Below are 23,019 nucleotides of genomic sequence, written 5' to 3' on the forward strand. Positions count from 1 at the left end.
GGGGCGCAATGTCACTTTCATCACCGAGCGTACATCTGTTTTATCACCCACGCTGGCAGGATACCCGCGCGCTTGATGAGCTGTGCTGGGGGCTGGAAGAGCAAGGCGTCCCATGCCGGACTGTCTGTTGCGACGAGAATGACTGTGCGCTGGCCTTGAGCAAACTTGCGGCCAAAAGCTCAACGCTGCGTGTCGGTCTTGGTCTCAACGCCACGGGTGATATTGCTTTAACCCACGCCCAGTTGCCCGAGGATCGGGCGCTGGTTCGTGGTCATATCACCGCCGGAATGGCGCAGATCCGCACGCTTGGCGCCAATGCTGGTCAACTGGTCAAAGTGCTTCCTTTCAGCGAGATAAAATAAATGTACCGTATCTATACCCGTACTGGTGATAAGGGCACGACCGCGCTGTTTGGCGGCAGCCGTATCGACAAAGACGATATCCGCGTGAATGCCTATGGCACCGTGGACGAACTGATTTCCCAGCTTGGCGTCTGCTACGCCAGCACGCGCCTGACAGCGCTTCGCCAGGATTTACATACCATCCAGAAGACGCTGTTTGTGCTTGGCGCGGAACTTGCCAGTGATGAGAAGGGACTTGCTCGCTTAACACAGACGATTAGCCCCGAGGATATTCAGGCGTTGGAGCAGCTTATTGATCGCAATATGACGCAAAGCGGTCCGCTAAAAGAGTTTGTTGTTCCGGGGAAAAACCTCGCATCGGCACAGTTGCATATTGCGCGCACGCTGGCGCGTCGGCTGGAGCGACTCCTCATCGCCATGGACAGAACGTTGACGCTGCGTGATGAGCTTAAGCGTTACATCAATCGTCTGTCCGACGCCCTCTTCTCGATGGCGAGGATCGAAGAAACTACTCCAGATGTTTGCGCTTAAACTGGCTGGCATCGATGTCGTACTGTTTCATCTTGCGCCACAAGGTGGTGCGGCCAATATTCAGCAGTTGCGACATTTCCTGCACACGTCCGCTGGTGACGCGGGCGGCATGGATAATTGCTTCTTTTTCGATGGCGGTAAACGTCAGGCTGGCTGGCAGCAGCGATGATGCAGTCTCCAGGCCAGGGCGTTCCGCAAACAGATAATCCGGCAGATTACTCAGGCGAATATGGCCATTGTCGCTACTGATAGCGATATTTTCGATAATGCTGTTGAGCTCAAAATCATTGCCCGGCCACGAGTAGGCAACCAGTTGTGCCAGCGCGTCATCGTCCAGCTTCAGACTGGATGAAAAGCGTTTTTTCAGGCTATTTAAGCGTGTATGAATCAGCGCCGGAATGCTGTTACGCCGTGCCCGCAGCGGTGGAATAACAATTTCAAAGGAGTGTAACGCGTAATACAGTTGGCGGCTAAAGCGGTTTTGCTCCACCAGGTTGGCGAGATCAACCGTAGTAGTGGCAATCACTTTCACATCAACTGGGATCAGGCGGCGGGCATCAAGACGAGTCAATACGCCCTGCTTGATAACCTGCAACAACGCGGATTGCAACTCGGGTGCCAGATACTCAATTTTTTCCAGAAACAGCGTACCGCCGTTCGCCAGCTCAAGGCGGCTCAGCCGACCGTTTTCATCATCGGTTGGCGCACTGCCCATAAAATCCTGCCCCAGCACGCTGTTGGCATACAGTTGGCAGTTAACGGCGATATAAGGCCCGCTGGCGCGTTCACTTTCATTGTGAATAGCCTGGCTCAATAGCTCTTTACCCACCCCCTCTTCACCGCACAACAGAATAGGGAAACTCCCTCTCGCCGCCTGGCGACCAAAATGGATCAGTCGACGGGTTTCCGGGTCATCCGTCGACATCTGTTCAAAGGTGTGGCTGACTTTCCCGAGCTGGCTGGTCATCAACTGACGCATTTGTTCAACGGGATGAAGCAGCAGAATAAAGCTGTTGCCCTGTTCTTCAACGATAGGTTTCAGAGTAATAACAGCATCAACAAACTGGTGCTGGCTTTCGAAAGTCACTTCGACGTGATTCAGTCCGCGAGCATGTTTGATCGCCCGGCGCAGCAAGGTGGGCAGATTAACCAGGTCATTAATGTTTTTACCCTGGCTGGCCTGTGCATCCAGATGTAAAAGCAAAGCGGCACGGGCATTAAGAAACTGCAGAACGCCCTGCTCGTTCCATGCCATTACGCCATCATCCATGCTCTCTAACAGCCCATACATCTGATTAAGATGGCGGTTAGATTCGGCCAACAGGCTGTCGGTCAGCAAAGAGTTGCCGACTTCTCTGGCAATTGCCAGCGTCAGGGAGAGATCGGAAACGGACTCATGCTCCACCAGGCAGCACAGGGAAATGGAGCCAAACAGCCGCCCATGGTTATCAAAGACCGGGGTAGAGCAGAACGACCACGGATGCAGCGCCTGCTTAAAATGCTGATCGCCTGAGGTTTTTGTCGGCTGCCCTGGCATCGTCGCCAGCGATAGCGCACAACTGCCGATAATGCTCTCCGCACAGTAGCTACCGTCACGAAAGCCAAGTTCCGCCAGTTGTTCCACCGTCTGCGGATCGCCGCACCGGCTGAGAATACAAGCCGATTCATCCAAAATCAGCAGCGCACAGGGACGTCCATCCATAAACTCCCAGGCATCTTCCAGTGCGGCCTGTCCAATCGTCAGCAGTGCAGTCTTGCGGCGGCAAATCGACGCAAAAGTCAGTCCCTGCGCCTGATGCGGTGCCTGCCAGGTTTCCCGCTGCATAAACTTGCTGCAACGATGCCATGACTGAGCAATGACCGAAGAAACTTCCTTCCCGATGCCATGAGTGTGCGCCGTCATATCCATTTCCGCTGTTTTACCATAGACAACCCCTCCGGCAGAGACTGTCAGAGGGGGAGAAGATACTGAATAAAAGGCTTACCGACGTCTGATTAACGCGCCAGCCACTGCTGTCCCAGCAGGTCTGCCGTCAGAATCGCGGCATGGACGCTTTCAGGCGTCACCGGGAACGGCATATTGTGAATGGTTTCACCTTCCGCGCAGGTGGCTTTCGCAACAGCCATAATCTTAGCGTCGATGCCGTCTTTCACGCCCATTTGCGCCAGCGTTACCGGCAGATCCACTTTCTGGCAGAAATTCAGCACTGTTTCGATCTCTTCCATCGGGCTGTTCTGCAGCACCAGTTGCGCCAGCGTACCAAACGCCACTTTTTCACCGTGGTACAAATGGTGACACTCTTCCAGAATGGTGAAGCCGTTATGGATGGCGTGTGCCCCCGCGAGGCCACTGCTTTCAAAGCCAATGCCGCTGAGATAGGTGTTCGCTTCCACGATACGTTCCAAAGCATCGGTCACCACGCCAGCCTGTGCAGCCAGGCGAGCCTTTTCACCTTCTGCCAGCAGCGTATCATAGCACAAGCGTGCCAGGCTCAGGGCCGCCGCCGTGGACTGTCCCCCCGCCATGCTGGTCGCTCTGGCATCAAAACACGCTTTTGCTTCAAACCAGGTCGAGAGCGCATCGCCCATCCCGGCCACCAGCAGACGTACCGGCGCTTTGGCGATAATTGCTGTATCCATGACAACCATATCCGGGTTTTTCGGGTAGATCAGATATTCTTCGAACTCACCGGCTTCGGTGTAGATAACAGATAGCGCACTGGTTGGCGCATCCGTTGAGGCGATAGTTGGGATCACCACCACCGGCAGTTTCTGGTAGTAGCCAATCGCTTTGGCTGTATCCAGCGTTTTCCCACCGCCAATCCCAACCACACCACGGCAACCGTGCTGCTTCAGAATGGCAATCAGGCGATTAATTTCAACATGGCTGCATTCGCCATTGAAGCGTTCCGCGTGGCAGCTAATACCGTGGCTGTGCAGGCCATTGAGTACTTTGTCTCCCGCCAGTTTCATGACGAAGTCATCTGCAATCACGAAAAAGCTGTCTGCCAGATTTTTAGCGTATTGACCAAATAAGGTAGAAGCGTCAGGACCCTGGAGATATTTGGCTGGAGATTGAATAACTTTTAGCATTCCTTTCATCCTCAAATAAGTACATGTTTTTACATGGTGAGCCCTGGCGTTAACCTGTTTAGCCTGTTGCGAACGGCGAAAACGGGAGGTACCGGAGCGATGCAATAACTGTATGGCGAGGCGGGAACAAAAAAATCATTCGTCTTTTTGTTCTGATATGAAACAGATAAAAATGACATGCGTTCCATATTGAAACGATTAACCATAAAAATACTAAGGTTTGCGATCCCGATCCGTTCATTTGCCGGCAAATCCTTGCAGAACGCGAAAATCGAATTCCCTTTGCCTCTCTCTGACACCATTAAAAGCAGTAACAAAACGTTGACTGTGCCGTGTGGCCAACATTGAAAAGGCGATAAAAAAGTCGAGCGGGCTCGCATTGTGATCATTCTTCTCACAAATACGTTCCATTACGGAACAAAAAATAACAATTACGTTCCGTAATGAAACTCATTTTGCCGCTGTTTTTTTCCACGCTGACTCCGCCAGAATCTCCCCCATCGCCTCCGCACCATGACAATGCATTCGGGGGTTTGTTTTACACTCAACCTCGAGGAGCCGTTATGTCTCAATTCTTTTTTAATCAGCGTACCCAACTCGTTAACGACGTCATCGACGGTACGATTATCACCAGTCCCTGGAACAATCTGGCGCGTCTGGAAAGCGATCCGGCTATTCGCATCGTGGTTCGTCGCGATCTCAACAAAGATAACGTGGCGGTGATCTCCGGTGGCGGCTCAGGACACGAACCCGCCCACGTTGGCTTTATCGGCAAAGGGATGTTGACCGCGGCAGTCTGTGGCGACGTGTTTGCGTCCCCGAGCGTAGATGCAGTGCTGACCGCAATCCAGGCGGTAACTGGCGAGGCAGGCTGTCTGTTGATCGTTAAAAATTACACCGGCGATCGTCTTAACTTCGGCCTCGCCGCCGAAAAAGCACGCCGCCTTGGCTATAACGTCGAAATGCTGATTGTCGGCGACGATATCTCCCTGCCGGATAACAAGCACCCTCGCGGGATTGCGGGCACTATCCTGGTACATAAAGTGGCAGGCTATTTCGCTGAACGCGGCTACAACCTCGCCACCGTCCTGCGTGAAGCGCAGTATGCAGCAAGTAACACCTTCAGCCTGGGCGTCGCCATTTCCAGTTGCCATTTGCCGCAGGAAACCGACACCGCACCGCGCCATCATGCGGGCCATGCCGAACTGGGCATGGGCATTCACGGCGAGCCAGGCGCCTCGGTTATCGCTACCCAAAACAGTGCGCAGGTGGTGACTCTGATGGTCGATAAACTCATGGCGGCACTGCCTGAAACTGGCCGTCTGGCGGTGATGATTAATAATCTGGGCGGCGTGTCCGTTGCTGAAATGGCTATCATCACTCGGGAACTGGCAAACAGCCCACTGCATCCGCGTATCGACTGGCTGATTGGCCCGGCCTCGCTGGTCACCGCCCTGGATATGAAAGGTTTCTCGCTGACCGCCATCGTACTGGAAGAGAGCATCGAAAAAGCACTGTTAACCGAAGTAGAAACCAGCAGTTGGCCGACGCCTGTCCCACCACGCGAAATCAACTGTGTGCCATCATCGCAGCGCAGCGCGCGTGTCGAATTCCAGCCTTCAGCCAACACGCTGGTCGCCGGGATTATTGAGCAGGTCACCGGAACGCTTTCCGATCTGGAAGCACACCTCAACGCGCTGGATGCCAAAGTAGGTGATGGTGATACAGGTTCAACTTTTGCCGCTGGTGCACGTGAAATCGCTGACCTGCTGCATCGTGAGCAGCTTCCACTGAATAACCTCGCCACGCTGTTCGCCCTGATCGGCGAACGCCTGACCGTGGTGATGGGCGGGTCCAGCGGCGTACTGATGTCCATCTTCTTTACCGCCGCCGGGCAGAAGCTGGAGCAAGGGGCTGATGTTGCCGAAGCCCTGAACACAGGGCTGGCGCAGATGAAGTTCTACGGCGGTGCAGACGAGGGTGACCGTACGATGATTGATGCGCTGCAACCCGCGCTGACATCTCTGCTGGCACAACCGCAAAACCTGCAAGCCGCTTTTGACGCCGCACAGGCAGGCGCAGAGCGTACCTGTCTGTCGAGCAAAGCCAACGCGGGTCGCGCATCGTATCTCAGCGGTGAAAGCCTGCTGGGCAATATGGACCCCGGTGCACACGCCGTCGCAATGGTATTTAAAGCACTGGCAGAGAGTGAGTTGGGATAAGCCATAAGTGCCTGATGCGCTTCGCTTATCAGGCCTACGAGTGCAAGCCTTTGTACGCCGCCATTCGGCAAAGAAATGCCTGATGCACTGCGTTTATCAGGCCTACGAGTGCAAACCTTTGTAGGCCGGATAAGGCGTTCACGCCGCCATCCGGCAAAGAAATGCCTGATGCGCTTCGCTTATCAGGCCTACGAGTGCAAACCTTTGTAGGCCGGATAAGGCGTTTGCACCGCCATCCGGCAAAGCAATGCCTGATGCACTGCGCTTATCAGGCCTACGAATGCAAACCTTTGTAGGCCGGATAAGGCGTTTACGCCGCCATCCGGCGAAGAAATGCCTGATGCACTGCGCTTATCAGGCCTACGAGTGCAAACCTTTGTAGGCCGGATAAGGCGTGTGCGCCGCCATCCGGCAAAGAAATGCCTGATGCACTGCGCTTATCAGGCCTACGAATGCAAACCTTTGTAGGCCGGATAAGGCGTGTGCGCCGCCATCCGGCAAAGAAATGTCTGATGCACTGCGCTTATCAGGCCTACCATCTGCACGCTGTTGTAGGCCGGATAAGGCGTGTGCGCCGCCATCCGGCGAAGAAATGCCTGATGCACTGCGCTTATCAGGCCTACGAATGCAAACCTTTGTAGGCCGGATAAGGCGTTTGCGCCGCCATCCGGCTGCATATTAGCGATAGACGCGAATACCGCCTTCTACGCCCCGACTAAACAATACTTGCCACAGCTCAATATCTCTGGCGCGGAACGCACCGGCACAAGCGCACAGGTAATAATTGAACATCCTTCTGAAGGTCGCGGAATAACGCGATGACAGCTCTGGCCACGCCTGATTAAACCGTGCATGCCAGGCCATCAGCGTTTTATCATAGTCACTGCCAAAGTTATGCCAGTCTTCCATCACGAATCGCGACTCGCTCGCTTCAGCAATATGCGAAATCGCCGGTAAGCAGCCATTCGGGAAAATATATTTATTGATCCACGGATCAACGCTCATCCCTTTTTTATTGCTGCCAATGGTATGCAGCAGGAACAATCCGTCCGACTTCAAACAGCGGTCAGCAATACTGAAATAGGTATCGTAATTTTTTGGCCCCACATGCTCGAACATCCCCACGGAGACAATACGATCGTAGTGCTTGTCGAGGTCACGATAATCCTGAAGCAGGATGGTCACATCCAGGCCTTCACAGCGCTGCTGCGCCATTTTTTGCTGCTCTTTCGAGATAGTGACGCCTTCTACCGCCACGCCATAATGGCGCGCCGCATATTCGGCCAGTCCGCCCCAACCGCAACCAATGTCCAGTAAACGCATGCCCGGTTTCAGTTGCAGCTTCTCGCAAATCATTTTTAATTTGGCGTTTTGCGCATCTTCTAAGGTGGTAGCCTCTTTCCAGTAACCACAGGAATATTGCATGTGGGGATCCAGCATCAGCGCAAAGAGATCGTTGCCAATATCGTAGTGTTCTTTACCGACAATCCACGCACGACTGCGGGACTGCAAATTAAACAGGCGGGCACTGGCAATACGCAATATATCCTTCAGATTTCCCGGCATTTGCTGGTCGAGTTTTGCTTTCAGGATTTTGCAGAACAGAACATCGAGACGTTCGCAGTCCCACCAGCCTTCCATATAGCTTTCGCCAAGCCCTAGGGAGCCTTGTTGCAGCACCCGTTTAAAGAAACCGGCATGATGAAGTTGAATGTCCCAGGGGCGGGAACCATTGATCTGAATATCTGCTTGCTGGAGCAGCTCTTTTCCCATTCGGGTCCAGTTATCATTTGTTTCATTGACGATGACAGCGTCTGAACAAAGCGTGTTCATGGTATTTACCAAAGATGGGCTATTAATTCTTACGCAAGATTATTATGGAAAAAAGAATGTATGTATTATGATTTGCGGACAAGATCTATCGAGCAGCGGCCACCTAACCGGGAGAATCACGTCTTTGAGTATGGATACTTTCCCCCCAAAACAGTGGAACTCCTTCCCCGACGACTCCATGACCGAGTTGCCGCAGGACGTTTACTTTCGCTCTTATGTCCTTGAAGCCAACCACCATGTTCCGCAGCACTCACATGCTTTTATGCAGTTTCATTTTGCCCGCAAAGGCAGTATGCGCATTGATGTCGCCGGCAAGTGCTGGATAATCCCCGCGCATTACGGCATCTGGATCCCCAATAATACTGAGCATGCCGTTTGGGCGCTGGATGATGTGCATTTAGAGAATCTGGATATTAAACCGGGCTTTCTCGAAGAAAGTATCCATGAGTGTAAAGTCGTGGCGATCAGTGATTTCGCCAGAGAGTTTATTCACTACGCCACGAATTCAATTTCAGGCCATTATGATAGCCAGTCAAAAGAAGGCAAACTGGTCAGTGTGCTGGTGGACATTATTCTGCAATTACCAGAAGTCGCCTTTGTATTGCCCTGGCCGCAGGATCGCGAATTAACCAAAGTGTGCCGAACAATACAAGCGTCTCCGGCGCTGGAACATTCAGTAGAGTATTGGGCACAACATTTGGGTATGTCTGCCCGTACCTTTTCGCGTCATTTCAAAAAAGAAACCGGATTACCCTTCAGCGTCTGGAAGCAAAAAATGCGAATTCTGGAGTCAGTACTCATGCTGAAGAAAAATAAAAGCGTAACCGCCGTGGCGCTCGATGTAGGATATTCAAGCACCGCAGCGTTTAGTTATGCATTCCGCCAGGCGTTTGGCGTTTCACCGTCACATTATTAATTAACGTTCCGACGTTGATGCCAGTAAGCCGCGGCGCGTACCAACTGCTGATCGAAAGCCTCAGTAGCAAAGCGGGCGCTCAGGTTTTTCACCACTTTTCCTTCGCCAGTTATCCAGATGAAATAATCCTGTGCAGGCACGGTCAACTGTGAAAGCTGCTCATTCACTGCCTGTTCGTCATGGCCGACAAACCACTGAATTGTAAAACCGTCGAGATGAGCGAAATAATCCTGATACGCTGCATCGCGTACGCTGACCAGCGCCGTCACATTTGGACGTACCGCTAAACGACCGATCGCCTCCAGCCGACGACGTAGCGCTGGCATTCCAGATTCATCACACACGTAAACCTGGTACGCATAGTCTTCTGGTACCACCAGCGAGCCACGCGGTCCGCCAATCGTCAATTTGTCACCTTCACGCGCATTCATCGCCCATGTACTCGCCACGCCGCCATCGTGGATATAAAAATCCAGCGCCAGTTCATGGCGTGCCGGGTCATACAACGGCGTGTAATCACGGGATACCGGGCGTACACCCTCTGACCAGACAATCCCCTCATCCGTCACGACGGGTGGCACAAAGTGACTGCCCGGTTCCGGGAAAAAGACCTTGGTATGGTCGTCAAAACCCTGTGAGCTAAAACCATCCAGAGCGTCACCGCCCAGTACAATGCGCTGAAAACCCGCGCTGATACGTTCAACCCGCAGGACAGTCAGTTCACGGAAGCGCAGCTCATTGCGAACGCGCTGTGGATAGCGTGAAGTGTTATTTGTCATTTTTTCGCCTTCGTGACAGAGATTAGATATATCTAAATAAATTTCAAATGATAATGATTGCTAATTGAGAATATTGCAAGAACTTTTTTGATAGGATCTGGACAGAGCCTCCAAAACGCCGCAATAAAAAATAAATACATATAAATCAATAAATTAAATTAATATTTCTGCACGGACTTGCAAACAGAAAAAGTTTAGATATAAATTAGATATATCGAAACAACATCAGGAGATGAATGATGCAAGATCATCATGAAGGGTGCTGCAAACATGCAGAACACCAGCACGAAGGCTGCTGTAAAGGCGAAGGACATCGCCACGAAGGTCACCACAGCGAACACCACGAAGGTTGCTGCAAAGGTGAAGAACGTCGTCACGAAGGCTGTAACAAAGAGCACCACCATGAGCATGGCTGCGGACACCGCCACGGTCGCGGTGGTGGTGGCGGTCGACGTCAGCGCTTCTTCGGTCACGGCGAATTACGTCTGGTGATTCTGGATATTTTGACCCGCGATGCCAGTCACGGTTATGAGCTAATCAAAGCCATTGAAACATTGACTCAGGGTAATTACACCCCAAGCCCGGGTGTTATTTACCCGACACTGGATTTCTTGCAGGATCAGTCGCTTATCGCCATCCGTGACGAGGAAGGAGGACGTAAGCAGATAACAATCACAGAGCAAGGCCTGCAATGGCTGGAAGAGAACCGGGAACATCTGGAACATATCCACGAACGTATTAAAGCACGCAGTGTCGGCTTTGAATTACGCAAGAATCCACAGATGAAAAGAGCACTGGAGAATTTTAAAGCCGTGCTGGATCTGCGGGTCAATCACGGTGACACCAGCGAAGCGCAAATCAAGAAGATCATCGGAATTATCGATCGCGCATCGCTGGACATCACCCAGCTTGATTAAGCAGGCTGCGCGTCCTCTTTACGCACGCGGAACACTTTGATCATCTCTTTTAAGTGTAATGCCTGTTCATTTAATGACGCCGCTGCCGCAACGGACTCTTCTACCAGACAGGAGTTCTGTTGCGTGGTGGTGTCGATCAGGCCAATCGCACTGTTAATCTGCGAAATACCGTCCGTCTGCTCGCGGCTGGCCTGACCGATTTCCCGTAATATCACATCCATTTCTTCAACGTTAGTGACCATTCCATTGATCAACGCGTTGGCTTTTTCAACCAGCGCCAGTCCTTCCCGGGTTTGACTGGTGGAGTCTTCAATCAGATTGCGGATCTCACTGGCAGACGATGCGCTTTTTTGCGCCAGTTGACGCACTTCTCCGGCAACTACCGCGAAACCACGCCCGTGCTCACCGGCGCGCGCCGCTTCGACAGCCGCATTCAGCGCCAAAATATTGGTTTGAAAAGCAATCGAATCGATCAGGTTGATAATTTCTGACATACGGTTAGAGGTTTCATTAATCACGCGTATTTTCTGCGTCACCTGATTCATCATCTCACCGTTGTTTTTCACGACCGTCGCCGCTCCCGTAGACAGCTTCGTCGCTTCATGGGTATGGTCTGCCGTCGTTTTGACCGTCGCGGTAATTTGTTCCATCGACGCCGCGGTCTGTTCTACCGAGCTTGCCTGTTCTTCGGTACGCGCAGCCAAATCCTGATTACCCGCGACAATCTGCGCCGCCGCCGCAGAGATATTCTCGGAGCCGTTTTGCACTTCCTCGACAATCTCTAACAGTCGGGTTTTCATTGCCATCAGCGCTTGCAGCAGCACACCGGTCTCATCCTTCTGTTCCATACTGATGCTGCGAGTAAGGTCGCCCTGCGCAATCGCCTCGGCAAACTGCACGGCTTCATTAAGGGGTCGGGTAATTGAGCGCACAATATACCAACCCATCACACAACCAGCGGCAATGCTGATCAGCGCCAGAGTAATCAACAGTGCGCGATTGGTGTGGAAATCATATTCCACCTGAGCGCCCGCCTTCTGCATCTGGGCATCTTCAATGGCGATCAATTCCTGCACTTTTGCTTTATACGCCTGCTGCACATTCACCGTGCGGGTCATCATCTCGTGCATCGCACCGGAGCGATCGTGATTCTGCAGCGCCTGCAGAATGCGGAATCGGGAAGCCAGATACTGCTCACGCACATCACGGATATCCGCAACAATTTTTTTGGAAGCATCATTGAGCGGCGCAGCACTCAGCGCATCCAGCAGAGCAGAAATTTGCTGGCTGATGGTATCGAGCTTTTTCTGGGACGCCTGGGTCCATTTACCTTCCTCATCCAATAACATCAATTGTTGAGTACTGACAAACTCCTGAAAATTATCAATGAGCAGATTGGCTTTTACCGTAATCGGATAGTCATTGGTAATGATGTTCTGCATCCCACTGTTACTACGATCCAGACTCAACAGCGAAAGGCCCGAACTCACCATCATCAGTACAATAAACAAACCAAACGCGATAAATAACTTCGAGCGAATCTTTACGTTATGCAAGAACATATTTTCTCCCTGGAGACAGTTTTCTTCAGACAGATATCCTTATCGGTCAGCAATCACCTAACTTTATGATATTGATCGTTTTTTAATTTACACCAATGTTACGAAATAGTTTTTGACGATGAATAAAGCAAGACCGATCGTTATATAAGCGATATTTAACAATATTTAAAAACAGGGCGCTCGCCGTCATAACGGAATAATGAAAATAGAATCGTAATACCAAAGTGGTATCATTTAATATATGGTTAACAAGTTTATTACAAAAAAACGCCTACCGGGGACGATAAGCGTTTGGCGGAAAAATGGGGTGGGGTGAGAATTAATGCAGCACGGTCACCGCATCTTCCAGGCGACCGGCACGATGTTTTACCATTGCTGAAATCTGCGCGCTTTCTTCGACCAGTTCAGCATTTTTCTGCGTAATACTGCTCAACTCATTTACGGCACGGGTCAGGCTGGAAAGTCCATCTGACTGCTCCAGCGTTGAATGGCTAATTTGAGCGATCAACTGTGTCACATTCTGAACCTGCGCCACAATATCATCCATTGTCCGCCCTGCGGCATGAACCTGATCGGAGCCGGACTGCACCTTGTCGGCGCTGGCATCAATCAGTTTACGGATGTCATTTGCTGCGCTTGCACTACGACTGGCAAGATGACGTACCTCTCCAGCCACTACCGCAAATCCTTTTCCTTGTTCGCCCGCCCTGGCCGCTTCAACCGCCGCATTCAGCGCCAGAATATTTGTCTGGAAAGCGATATCGTTAATCAGGGTCGTGATAGTGCCGATCCGTTGGGTGCTGTTGGCAATATCGTCCATTGTTTTAATGACCGTATCCATCGCCTCACCGCCCTGTGTCGCCGCGCTGCTGGCAGCAATAGACAGCTTGTCAGCCGCCGCTGCCGTCGCAGAGTTTTGCTTCACCGATGCCGCCATCTGATTCATGGTGGTGACCGTTTCCTGCACATTCTCTACCGTCTGCTGTGTATGCTTGTTTAAATCATCACTGCCTTTCGCCAGCGTTTCACTGTCGTTACGCACACAGCTGACCTGACTCGACACGTCATGAATAAGCCAGCGGCACATTAACCCTAACTGCCCCACCGCCCGTAGCATCAGCCCCAGTTCATCGCTACGGTTAAGATGGGTCACGCTGTTGCGCTCGCCAGTCGCTACTTTCAGTGCCTGCTGGGCAACATTCTCGATTGGGCGCACAATCTGCCATTCGAAAATAACCGTCGCCAGCAGCATCACCAGTGCGCTCACCAACAGTTGCGGCCATTCAGCCCCCATCTGCTGTAGCGCAGTTGCCAGGATGACAAACATGAAAGCCATGACACTGCGTACCCGCCAGCGAACCGGAAGCGACGGGAGTTTACCCAACCAGCCTTTACGTACCACCAGCCCCTTATGGACGCGCCGATTACAACGGCCTTCATTAAGTGCTTTATATAAAGGTTCGACCGCCGCAATTTCCGCTTCCGTCGCCCGGGTACGGATCGACATATACCCGGTTACGCGCCCTTCCCGCACCATCGGCACCGCATTGGCCCTCACCCAGTAGTGATCGCCATTCTTCCGCCGGTTTTTCACAATACCGCTCCACGGTTCCCCTTGTTTCAGGGTGTACCACATATCCGCAAACGCCGCTTTCGGCATGTCCGGGTGACGAACCAGGTTGTGCGGCTGAGCAAGCAATTCATTCAGCTGATAGCCGCTGACCTGGACAAAGGTATCGTTCGCATGGGTGATATAGCTTTGTAAATCGGTGGTCGACATGAGGGTGATATCATCATCCAGCGGTGTATTTTGCTGACTAACGTAGGGATGAGAAGACATGGTTGCGTCCTGTGCAGGTTATCTGGTTGTTAACTCTTTCGGCTTATGTTATTTCGGCGCTAATCTTTTTAACTTTAGTTGTTAAATTTGATTTAGATCGCAATTTGCGATTAAACCTCAAAATTTGTATGTTTTCTAATTCATTGATTTAAAATACTTTCATTACGTAACTATTCAGCACACCTTCACTCTGCGCACCGCAACAGTGCAATTTTCGCCCACTTTTAGCGCAATGACGCGTTTTTCCCGTCGGTTTTACGCGCGTAAACCTGGGCAAAATGCCAGCAAATGTTAATGTTTGAGATTAAATGTTGCACAAGCAAGATCTTCCCTGGTGTTTATCCCGATTTTCGTTAAGCGCGTCGGGATGGCGCAATCCCTGCAATACTTAATTCAGTATCATGTGATACGCGAGCTCCGGGAGCATATTTTGAACAGGTTACCTTCCAGCGCATCGGCTCTGGCCTGCAGCGCACACGCACTGAATCTCATCGAGAAGCGAACGCTTGATCATGAGGAAATGAAAGCACTAAACCGAGAGGTGATTGATTACTTCAAAGAGCATGTCAATCCGGGGTTCTTAGAGTATCGAAAATCTGTAACTGCCGGCGGGGATTACGGAGCCGTAGAGTGGCAAGCGGGAAGCCTGAATACGCTTGTCGACACCCAGGGACAGGAGTTTGTCGATTGCCTGGGAGGTTTTGGAATTTTCAACGTGGGGCACCGTAATCCAGTAGTGGTCTCCGCCGTACAGAATCAACTCGCGAAACAACCTCTGCACAGCCAGGAATTACTTGACCCATTACGGGCCATGCTGGCAAAAACGCTTGCTGCACTGGCTCCCGGAAAGCTGAAATACAGTTTCTTCAGTAACAGCGGGACCGAGTCGGTTGAAGCGGCGCTAAAACTGGCGAAAGCGTATCAATCGCCGCGCGGTAAATTTACATTTATTGCCACCAGCGGAGCCTTCCACGGTAAATCGCTGGGGTCGCTATCCGCTACCGCTAAATCAACCTTCCGCAAACCGTTTATGCCGCTGCTGCCGGGCTTCCGCCATGTTCCTTTTGGCGATATTGATGCCATGCGCACCGTCCTGAGCGAATGTAAAAAGACCGGCGACGATGTTGCCGCCGTGATTCTGGAGCCAATCCAGGGGGAAGGAGGCGTGATCCTACCGCCGCAAGGGTATTTAACCGCGGTACGTAAACTTTGCGATGAGTTTGGCGCGCTGATGATCCTCGACGAAGTGCAAACCGGCATGGGGCGCACCGGCAAAATGTTCGCCTGCGAACATGAAAACGTGCAACCTGACATTCTGTGTCTGGCCAAGGCGCTCGGAGGTGGCGTGATGCCAATTGGCGCGACCATTGCCACCGAAGAAGTGTTCTCCGTCCTGTTCGACAACCCTTTCCTGCATACCACCACGTTCGGTGGCAACCCGCTCTCATGCGCGGCAGCGCTGGCGACCATTAACGTCCTGCTGGAGCAAAATTTACCCGCTCAGGCAGAGCAGAAAGGCGATATGTTGCTGGATGGTTTCCGTCATCTGGCGCGGGAATATCCGGATCTGGTACACGACGTTCGCGGTAAAGGCATGCTGATGGCGATTGAGTTTGTCGATAATGAGATTGGCTACAGCTTTGCCAGTGAAATGTTCCGTCAGCGAGTGCTGGTCGCCGGAACACTGAATAACGCGAAGACGATCCGTATCGAACCGCCGTTGACGTTAACGATCGAGCAATGCGAACTGGTATTACGATCAACCCGCAAAGCCCTGGCCGCATTACGGGTGAGCGTGGAGCAGGTGTAACAACCTTACCCGGCCTATAAAAGACACCCTTTTGTAGGCCGGATAAGGCGTAGCCGCCATCCGGCAATTAGCCTAACTTAAACAATCCTTACCCCCGCCGGCATGACGCGTTCAGGCGCCAACAGCACGCTTTCACTGCCATCATCAGTTTCGGCACACAGCAACATGCATTCTGAGGTTTCACCGCGCATTTTGGCCTTTTGCAGATTGCACAACACCACCACCGTTTTCCCCATCAACTCCTCTTCGCGGTAATACGGCACCAGACTGGTTACCGTTTGCAGCGTTCTATCGCCGACATCAACCTGCACGATATAGAGCTTATCGGCATTCTCGTGGCGCTTCACTTGCGCTACTTTTCCAACACGTATTTCCATCCGGGCAAAATCGGCAAATGCGACGGTATCCATTTCTCTCTCCGAAGTAAAATTTTACTAAAAAATAACCGAATTTTCGTGGAAGATAAAGCGCGAAGAATTTACTAAAAACAGATGCATCTCATGGGGCTTCATTTACAATAAACAGCCCATGCGGTCGAATGGTGGAATGAAAGGCAAATATGGCAACACTTAAAGATATAGCAGCGGAAGCTGGCGTTTCTCTGGCAACGGTATCCCGCGTTCTGAATGACGATCCAAACCTGAATGTGAAAGAGGAAACCCGGCATCGTATTCTGGAGATTGCAGAAAAACTGGAGTACAGGAGCAGTTCTTCCCACAAAATGCAGGTGAGTGTTGCCAGTCAGCACCATATTCTCGCACTTTACAGTTACCAGCAGAAAATGGAGATCAACGATCCCTACTATCTGTCTATCCGCCACGGTATTGAAACACAGTGTGAAAAGTTGGGTATTGAGCTTACCAGCTGCTATGAACATCATGTGCCACCCAGTATCAAAAAGCTGACGGGTGTCCTTGTGGTTGGGAAGGCCAGCGATGCAATACGCCAGACCGCCACAGCGCTAACGGACAATATCTGTTTTATTGATTTTCAACCTCCAGGCGGCGGTTACGATTTCGTTGATACCGATCTGGTACGCATTAGCCAGGAGATCGTCGACTTTTTCATCAAACAGGGTGCGACACGCATCGGTTTCATTGGTGGTCAGGACGTGCCAGGAGAAGCGGATATCCGCGAAGTTGCCTTTGTGAAATACGGGCAGCAGAAAGGTGTCGTTTCAGAAATGGATATCTACCGGGGCGGTTTCTCCAGCGCATCTGGCTATGAGCTAGCCAAAAAAATGCTGGCAAAACAAGATTATCCGTCAGCCTTGTTTGTTGCTTCTGACTCTATCGCTATCGGCGTATTACGGGCAATTCATGAAAATGGGGTCCGGATTCCGGAGCAAATTTCGCTCATCAGCGTCAACGATATCCCTACCGCGCGTTTTACCTTTCCCCCACTCTCCACCGTGCGTATCCACTCTGAGATGATGGGCATTCAGGGTGTTAACCTGCTGATTGAAAAAGCGCGCGATGGCCGCGTGTTGCCGCTTCAGGTCTATGTCCCCAGCCAGCTGAAACTGCGCGGTACAACCCGCTAGTGTTCGCTTTGCCCGATAGTGTCGTCGGGCAAATCCTCCCTTCCTCACAGCCCGTCAATTTTCTCTATTTCGTGATCGAGTTAAAGTAAATCGAATTCCTCTATTTTATTTAGTAAAAAATTTACTAAAATAATTACCTGTAATGTCGTTGAGCACAGGCTGTTAACGGTCGATTCATGCGTAAGGAAAGAAAATGAGGATTATCGATAACGTAGAACAGCTTCAACAACATACGCATACGAAAAATCACTGGCAGCGTTGCGCAGAGGTGATAGGAAAGCTCGATAGTCTCTCTCCCGGTGTTGTTTACTCGCAGGGAGATTCTCTGAACTACGATGTCAGAATCGACAGCACAACGGATGCCCTGTTTATCGGCCATCGCCGCTGCATTGAGGTGCATTACTTTTTACAGGGCACACAAAAAATCGAATACGCGCCGAAAACCCAGCTACATGAAATTGACTGCTACCGGACAGACACCGACCGTGAATACCTGAAAGGTTTGGGGCAAACCGTACAGGTCAACGCTGGACAAGTATTCATCTGTGATACTGATGAGGCATATCGATTCATTACCCACGCTATCGTGAAAAAATTGGTTATTAAAATCATCACGGAAGAGAACACCAGGCTGGTATAAACAGATTATTACGCCAGTGCATGGCAATAGCATTTATTTATATTTTATCTGAATTACATAGATAAATCACATAACTAATTCATATCATTGATAGTTTCAAATTAAAAATGCCATAAATAATATCTGGAGATTTATTATGAGCGTCGTTGTCTCTGACAAGCAACAGATTATTTCTTTATATACAGAACACGATCATGTTCCAGCTGTATTGGAAGACCATCGTATCAATGGAATTAACAAAGAGCTGCCACGGCCATATCTGTTCCCCTTTACCAGCCAATATCTGGCAATCAAGAATATTCCCGCCGAGGCCAGTAATTTTCTGTCTCTGAATGGGATCTGGAAATTTAACTGCGCGAGCAATCCACAGTCCAGACCCAAAACGTTTTATGAAGAAGACTATGATGTTTCGACCTGGGATACCATTCAGGTTCCTGGCAATTGGGAAGCACAGGGGTTTGATAAAGCAATCTATATTGACGAGCGTTTTCCATTCACCACCAACTGGCCAGAGATACCGCGCGACTACAACCCGGTGGGGTCTTACCGCCGTACATTTTACCTCGACCAAAGCTGGACTGGTCGTGAAATTTTCCTGCAACTGGCAGGAGCCAGAACTGCATCGTTTATCTGGATTAACGGCCAGCGCGTAGGCTATACCCAGAACGCGAAAAACCCAGCTGAATTTAATATCACTCCCTATATTCGGGAAGGTGAAAACACGATTTCACTGCAAATTTATCGTTGGTCTAATGCCAGTTATGTAGAAAAACAAGACATGCTGGATATGTCTGGCCTTGAACGGGAAGTTTTTATCTATTCGACGGCGAAAACACGTATTTATGATGTGTATTGCAAGCCAGAATTGAACGATGATTTTACCCAGGGAATAGTTAACGTTAGCGTGAGCCTGACTCACTACGATAGCCATCCAGAGAATCTGTCACTGAATATCAAACTGCTGGACGACGCAAATAATCTGTCTGTATTAATAGAGTACAATCAGCCATTTACACGTAGCGGAACAACACAACAGTTTAGTTTTAGCGATCGACTGCAGAACCCTCGTCTGTGGAGCGCAGAAACACCTAACCTCTATACATTATTAATGACACTCACCGATCAGTACGGTGAAACCATCGAAGCGACCAGCCATAAAATAGGTTTTCGCAAAGTACAAATCATCAACAGCCAGCTTACGGTAAACGGTAAAGCGATCAAAATAAAAGGGGTAAACCGCCACGAGCTGCACCCGACGCTAGGGCATGTGCCTACGGAAGAAAACATGCTGACCGATATTCAGCTCATGAAAGAGCACAATATCAATGCGGTACGCACCAGCCATTTCCCCTGCCACTCACGCTGGTATCAGCTATGTGATGAATATGGCATCTACATTGTTGATGAAGCTAATATCGAATCGCACCCGTTGGCGCTAAAGCCAGAAACGCAAATTGGCGATACCGAATCCTGGATACCCGCACACTTAGATCGTGTACAGGCAATGGTTGAACGCGACAAAAACCATGCCTGCGTTATCGTTTGGTCGATGGGCAATGAGGCCGGAACCGGACGTGTCTTTGAAACACTTTATCAATGGATAAAAGAAAAGGACGATAGCCGCCCAGTCCAGTACGAACCTGCCGGTGAAGCACACTATAGCGATATTGTGTGCCCGATGTACCCGACCCTTGAACGCCTGGAACAGTTTGCCCAGCAAGGTAACGATCGTCCGATGATTATGATTGAGTATGCCCACGCCATGGGGAATTCCGTCGGAATTCTGCGCGATTACTGGAACATAATCGACAGCCACGACAATCTGCAGGGGGGCTTTATTTGGGAGTGGATGGATCACGCGCTGGCATTAACCAACGAGCGTGGCCAAAAATATTGGGGATACGGTAAAGATTATCACCCGGATAAACCCAGTGACGGCAATTTCATGAACGATGGCCTGGTCGCCGCTGACCGGGTTCCACATCCTCATATGGCGGAAGTGAAAAAGGTCTATCAGCCTGTCTATTTCCATGCAATAAATCCGGCATCAGGCCTGTTTGAAATAGAAAACCGATACGATTTTATCGACCTGCGCCACCTCGATATTCAGTACAGCATCTCTGAGGACGGGCATCAAATTGCCAACGGCAGTCTGGGTTCCCTTTCCCTTGCCCCAGGCCTGCGCCATTCAGTAAATGTTCCCGTAGCAAACCTGGCGCTTCAGGAGAATAAAGAGTACCTGGTGACACTCAGTGCCGTCACTAAAAACGAAATACCGCTTATTGGCAGTGGCTATGAAATTGCCTGGGAGCAGTTCAGCATCACGCCTCCCGCTACGTTTCATATCTCCCCTGAAGCCTATTCTCTTGCTCTCTCGGTACAAGAAACGTCTTCTGCTATTGAGGTCAATGGATCTTATTTCTCTCTTGCGTTTGATCGCCTCAGTGGTCGTATGGATCGCTTTACCGTTAGCGGAAAAGATCTTCTCCTTACCGGTATCGAACCTAATTTCTGGCGTGGGCTCACGGATAACGATCTGGGTGCCAGACTTTTCGATAAGTCTGCAGTCTGGAAAGACGCCGGTAAGCAGCGCGTATTATCCGACCTCAAAGTATCGCAGACCGCTAGCCACGACGCGATCGTGACCAGTGAATTCTCGCTTCCCACCGTGGACTGCAAATATGTGCTGACCTACACCATCTATTCGACCGGTGAGCTGCGTGTCAGCGTTGATTTTATACCGGGTAATCGCGAGCTTCCTCTTTTACTGCGTATGGGTACTCAGCTGACATTGCCCAGCGAATTTAACTATATCCAGTGGTTTGGCCGTGGTCCGGTGGAAACCTATGCGGACAGAAAAGGCGCCAAAGCCGGTATCTACTGCGGAACGACCTGGGAGCAATTTCATGCTTACCCGCGACCACAGGAAAGCGGTAATAAAACGGATGTTCGCTGGGTGCGTATTGTCAATCATGATGGGCTTGGTCTGGAGGCCATTGCCGACTCGCAATTATTAAATACCAGTGCCTGGCCTTTCGCCGCCAGTGAGCTCGATTTTGTCGCTGACAATAACGGCAGTAGCGCATCCGGGTTAACACCATTATCACGCAAACATGGCGTTGATGTTCAGCCAGGAGATATCACCACATGGAACATCGATTTAGCACAGATGGGTACAGGTGGCCAAAATTCATGGGGTTCTTTGCCACCCAAGGATTATCAACTACCGGCCCAACCTTATCACTATGCTTTTTATTTACGCCCGGTATGTCGCAATACGTAAGGTGATTTTTATTTCTCCCCTTTTCGAATGTCCGCTACAGGGCATTCGAAATGCTCTTCTAAATAGAACTATATTGATACACAAGTAAAGGGAAATGGTATGTCTGAAAAATCCGATGCAAGATATCAGATGTCATTAATAACATTCCTGTTTTTCTCCATTGCCGGAGGGGGATTTGTTCTTAAAGGCGTTGTAAGCCAATACACTGACTGGGGGTATAACTCCTGGTTATTATATGCTTTCGCTTCATTATTTTATGCAATTCCTTACACCTTCATGATCATTGAGCTTTCATCGATTAAAAAGCTACGTGAATCTGAGAGTGGATATCAGACATGGTTGAACCTGATTTTGGGTCGAAAACTGGGATTTATTGCCGGTTTCTTCTATTTCTACGTTAATATTTTTTATTTCGTTGACCTGTTACCTAACATCATTACCTATTTTATCTACACCTGTACCAGCGATGTTGCCTTTGTTACCGCATTAACCAATCAAACCTGGTTTAAGCCGGTGATCAGTATCACTTCAATCGCGCTGTTCTGGCTGGCAACATGGGTATCGATGAAGGGGCCAAAATGGCTATCCCGTGCGCTGTCGTTCTCTGGATACGCCGGATTTGCACTGACTATGTTGTTCATCATTGCGGCAACCTGGAAGTTATCTTCTGGTACGGTCACATTTAACGGAACGCCGATTGCGCCAGAGTATTTACAGCACATTGATTTATCCTGGTCAAAAATAGCCTCAATGTCATGGGCCTTACAATCGTTAGGTGGGCTGGAAGCATTAGCGGCATACAAACGAAATATTCGGGGTGGCGATCGTAATTTCAGAACTGGGTTAATTCTTAACGTATTTATCTTCTCAGGTATTATTGTTATTTCGTCTATCCTGATGAATTTTATTTTACCTGCAGATCAGGCCGCCAACCTTGGCTTGTTATCGGCTATTTATGTGGCCTTCCAACAGTTAGGCTTCCCCGACTGGTGGACCAACGTCATTGCCTTATTCCTGATGATCACCACCCTGTGTGGCTCGCTCATGTTATGGACCGCCGCACCGGTTAAAATGCTGTTTGTTGATGCGCCAAAAGGTATCTTTGGCCATAAACTCTCTGAGGTAAACAGTGAGGGTACGCCAGTCAATGCCCTGAAGATGCAGGGTGTAGTGGTCACAATTATCATTATCCTGTTTATGCTGGGTCAGTTTAACTCTGAAATGAATACCATCCTCGTGGCCGTTAAAAATCTTGATGGGGGGGCTGCAACAATTCCTGTGCTGTTTATGGTTGCAGGCTATATCAAGCTACGTATGAAGCCCAACCATCATGACTACGTTCGTGATTTCCACTTCCTGGGAAAAGGACGTTTTTGGGCACTGTTATCCGTTGCACCAATAGTTATTATTTTTACTGCCTCTACGGTTGCGGCATTAATCCCAGGACCAGAAGACTGGAGTGCAAACTTTATGGGTTCATTAATTCAGGTCATTCTTGGACCGGTTAGTATTATTGCCGTGTTCTATTATTGCAGCATTATGTATAACCGATGGAGGATCAAAAACCCTCACGACAACTCACTCTTTAATAAAATTTAATTATAATTTTCAGTTATAAATTTATCGTTTAAAGCCCGCCACGTCGTCAATAACATGACAGCGTGGCGGGTTTATGAATGATATAACTA

At 50.2% G+C, this 23,019-nt stretch carries 17 protein-coding genes; 10 read left to right on the plus strand and 7 right to left on the minus strand.

What is annotated here, in order from left to right; all coding sequences use genetic code 11:
* Positions 1 to 8: 8 nt before the first annotated feature.
* On the plus strand, positions 9 to 362 hold the full coding sequence (locus NNO03_RS12690; protein ID WP_271442455.1) for a glycerol dehydratase reactivase beta/small subunit family protein: 354 nt from the start codon (positions 9 to 11) through the stop codon (positions 360 to 362).
* A complete protein-coding gene (locus NNO03_RS12695; RefSeq protein WP_271449671.1) occupies positions 363 to 893 on the plus strand; it encodes a cob(I)yrinic acid a,c-diamide adenosyltransferase in 531 nt (176 codons plus the stop codon).
* On the opposite strand, the gene dhaR is transcribed toward NNO03_RS12695, so the two are convergent.
* Positions 871 to 2,796 carry a dihydroxyacetone kinase operon transcriptional regulator DhaR gene (gene dhaR, locus NNO03_RS12700; RefSeq protein ID WP_271442453.1) on the minus strand — a complete coding sequence of 642 codons (1,926 nt, stop codon included), beginning with the start codon at positions 2,794 to 2,796 and terminating at the stop codon, positions 871 to 873. The genes NNO03_RS12695 and dhaR overlap by 23 nt on opposite strands.
* Positions 2,797 to 2,888: 92 nt before the next feature.
* Complete coding sequence (locus tag NNO03_RS12705) at positions 2,889 to 3,986, minus strand: glycerol dehydrogenase (protein ID WP_005131422.1); 1,098 nt, start codon at positions 3,984 to 3,986, stop codon at positions 2,889 to 2,891.
* Positions 3,987 to 4,549: 563 nt separating this feature from the next.
* Here NNO03_RS12705 and NNO03_RS12710 point away from each other — a divergent pair.
* Entirely contained in the window at positions 4,550 to 6,208 is a 1,659-nt protein-coding gene (locus tag NNO03_RS12710; protein WP_271449672.1) for a glycerone kinase, read from the plus strand.
* 678 nt (positions 6,209 to 6,886) lie between these two features.
* On the opposite strand, the gene cfa is transcribed toward NNO03_RS12710, so the two are convergent.
* Complete coding sequence (cfa, locus tag NNO03_RS12715; protein WP_137382521.1) at positions 6,887 to 8,041, minus strand: cyclopropane fatty acyl phospholipid synthase; 1,155 nt, start codon at positions 8,039 to 8,041, stop codon at positions 6,887 to 6,889.
* 67 nt (positions 8,042 to 8,108) lie between these two features.
* On the opposite strand from cfa, the gene NNO03_RS12720 reads away from it, so the two are divergent.
* Complete coding sequence (locus NNO03_RS12720; RefSeq protein ID WP_323606081.1) at positions 8,109 to 8,957, plus strand: helix-turn-helix transcriptional regulator; 849 nt, start codon at positions 8,109 to 8,111, stop codon at positions 8,955 to 8,957.
* Here NNO03_RS12720 and NNO03_RS12725 read toward each other — a convergent pair.
* A complete protein-coding gene (locus NNO03_RS12725) occupies positions 8,954 to 9,736 on the minus strand; it encodes a siderophore-interacting protein (RefSeq protein WP_271449673.1) in 783 nt (260 codons plus the stop codon). The genes NNO03_RS12720 and NNO03_RS12725 overlap by 4 nt on opposite strands.
* A gap of 239 nt (positions 9,737 to 9,975) precedes the next feature.
* On the opposite strand from NNO03_RS12725, the gene NNO03_RS12730 reads away from it, so the two are divergent.
* Positions 9,976 to 10,653 (plus strand): PadR family transcriptional regulator, encoded by a 678-nt coding sequence (locus NNO03_RS12730; RefSeq protein ID WP_271442781.1) that lies wholly within the window; start codon positions 9,976 to 9,978, stop codon positions 10,651 to 10,653.
* On the opposite strand, the gene NNO03_RS12735 is transcribed toward NNO03_RS12730, so the two are convergent.
* Both NNO03_RS12735 and NNO03_RS12740 read right to left on the minus strand, forming a co-directional pair.
* On the minus strand, positions 10,650 to 12,215 hold the full coding sequence (locus NNO03_RS12735) for a methyl-accepting chemotaxis protein (protein ID WP_271449674.1): 1,566 nt from the start codon (positions 12,213 to 12,215) through the stop codon (positions 10,650 to 10,652). The two genes, NNO03_RS12730 and NNO03_RS12735, sit on opposite strands and share 4 nt — an antisense overlap.
* A 319-nt stretch (positions 12,216 to 12,534) precedes the next feature.
* Positions 12,535 to 14,055, minus strand: a complete 1,521-nt coding sequence (locus NNO03_RS12740; RefSeq protein ID WP_271442779.1) for a PAS domain-containing methyl-accepting chemotaxis protein — start codon at positions 14,053 to 14,055, stop codon at positions 12,535 to 12,537.
* A gap of 430 nt (positions 14,056 to 14,485) precedes the next feature.
* Here NNO03_RS12740 and ygjG point away from each other — a divergent pair, with 430 nt between their 5' ends.
* Positions 14,486 to 15,865, plus strand: coding sequence for a putrescine aminotransferase (gene ygjG / locus NNO03_RS12745; RefSeq protein WP_167335587.1), 1,380 nt, complete (start codon positions 14,486 to 14,488; stop codon positions 15,863 to 15,865).
* A 77-nt stretch (positions 15,866 to 15,942) separates the two neighbouring features.
* Here ygjG and NNO03_RS12750 read toward each other — a convergent pair whose 3' ends face one another.
* Positions 15,943 to 16,275 (minus strand): tRNA-binding protein, encoded by a 333-nt coding sequence (locus NNO03_RS12750; RefSeq protein ID WP_271449675.1) that lies wholly within the window; start codon positions 16,273 to 16,275, stop codon positions 15,943 to 15,945.
* Between the two features lie 149 nt (positions 16,276 to 16,424).
* Here NNO03_RS12750 and ebgR point away from each other — a divergent pair, with 149 nt between their 5' ends.
* The 4 genes from ebgR (at position 16,425) to NNO03_RS12770 (ending at position 22,930) form a co-directional block, all read left to right on the plus strand.
* The gene (gene ebgR, locus NNO03_RS12755) at positions 16,425 to 17,408 is read left to right on the plus strand and encodes a transcriptional regulator EbgR (RefSeq protein ID WP_271449676.1); all 984 of its coding nucleotides are present in this window, start codon (positions 16,425 to 16,427) and stop codon (positions 17,406 to 17,408) included.
* Positions 17,409 to 17,601: 193 nt separating this feature from the next.
* Positions 17,602 to 18,048 (plus strand): beta-galactosidase subunit beta, encoded by a 447-nt coding sequence (locus NNO03_RS12760; RefSeq protein ID WP_271449677.1) that lies wholly within the window; start codon positions 17,602 to 17,604, stop codon positions 18,046 to 18,048.
* 136 nt (positions 18,049 to 18,184) lie between these two features.
* The gene (locus tag NNO03_RS12765; RefSeq protein ID WP_271449678.1) at positions 18,185 to 21,331 is read left to right on the plus strand and encodes a glycoside hydrolase family 2 TIM barrel-domain containing protein; all 3,147 of its coding nucleotides are present in this window, start codon (positions 18,185 to 18,187) and stop codon (positions 21,329 to 21,331) included.
* A 99-nt stretch (positions 21,332 to 21,430) separates the two neighbouring features.
* Positions 21,431 to 22,930 (plus strand): APC family permease, encoded by a 1,500-nt coding sequence (locus NNO03_RS12770; protein WP_271449679.1) that lies wholly within the window; start codon positions 21,431 to 21,433, stop codon positions 22,928 to 22,930.
* The last annotated feature ends 89 nt before the right edge of the window (positions 22,931 to 23,019 follow it).

It is taken from the genome of Citrobacter sp. Igbk 16, from assembly GCF_028069755.1.
Lineage (GTDB): Bacteria > Pseudomonadota > Gammaproteobacteria > Enterobacterales > Enterobacteriaceae > Citrobacter.

What these genes read in the sequence shown, in the direction of transcription:
- cfa (WP_137382521.1), bottom strand. Translation starts at nt 8,041, where the DNA reads ATGAACACGCTTTGTTCAGACGCTGTCATCGTCAATGAAACAAATGAT.
- NNO03_RS12690 (WP_271442455.1), top strand. Translation starts at nt 9, where the DNA reads ATGTCACTTTCATCACCGAGCGTACATCTGTTTTATCACCCACGCTGG.
- NNO03_RS12750 (WP_271449675.1), bottom strand. Translation starts at nt 16,275, where the DNA reads ATGGATACCGTCGCATTTGCCGATTTTGCCCGGATGGAAATACGTGTT.
- NNO03_RS12735 (WP_271449674.1), bottom strand. Translation starts at nt 12,215, where the DNA reads ATGTTCTTGCATAACGTAAAGATTCGCTCGAAGTTATTTATCGCGTTT.
- NNO03_RS12710 (WP_271449672.1), top strand. Translation starts at nt 4,550, where the DNA reads ATGTCTCAATTCTTTTTTAATCAGCGTACCCAACTCGTTAACGACGTC.
- NNO03_RS12730 (WP_271442781.1), top strand. Translation starts at nt 9,976, where the DNA reads ATGCAAGATCATCATGAAGGGTGCTGCAAACATGCAGAACACCAGCAC.
- dhaR (WP_271442453.1), bottom strand. Translation starts at nt 2,796, where the DNA reads ATGACGGCGCACACTCATGGCATCGGGAAGGAAGTTTCTTCGGTCATT.
- NNO03_RS12740 (WP_271442779.1), bottom strand. Translation starts at nt 14,055, where the DNA reads ATGTCTTCTCATCCCTACGTTAGTCAGCAAAATACACCGCTGGATGAT.
- NNO03_RS12725 (WP_271449673.1), bottom strand. Translation starts at nt 9,736, where the DNA reads ATGACAAATAACACTTCACGCTATCCACAGCGCGTTCGCAATGAGCTG.
- NNO03_RS12705 (WP_005131422.1), bottom strand. Translation starts at nt 3,986, where the DNA reads ATGCTAAAAGTTATTCAATCTCCAGCCAAATATCTCCAGGGTCCTGAC.
- NNO03_RS12770 (WP_271449679.1), top strand. Translation starts at nt 21,431, where the DNA reads ATGTCTGAAAAATCCGATGCAAGATATCAGATGTCATTAATAACATTC.
- NNO03_RS12720 (WP_323606081.1), top strand. Translation starts at nt 8,109, where the DNA reads ATGATTTGCGGACAAGATCTATCGAGCAGCGGCCACCTAACCGGGAGA.
- NNO03_RS12765 (WP_271449678.1), top strand. Translation starts at nt 18,185, where the DNA reads ATGAGCGTCGTTGTCTCTGACAAGCAACAGATTATTTCTTTATATACA.
- NNO03_RS12695 (WP_271449671.1), top strand. Translation starts at nt 363, where the DNA reads ATGTACCGTATCTATACCCGTACTGGTGATAAGGGCACGACCGCGCTG.
- NNO03_RS12760 (WP_271449677.1), top strand. Translation starts at nt 17,602, where the DNA reads ATGAGGATTATCGATAACGTAGAACAGCTTCAACAACATACGCATACG.
- ebgR (WP_271449676.1), top strand. Translation starts at nt 16,425, where the DNA reads ATGGCAACACTTAAAGATATAGCAGCGGAAGCTGGCGTTTCTCTGGCA.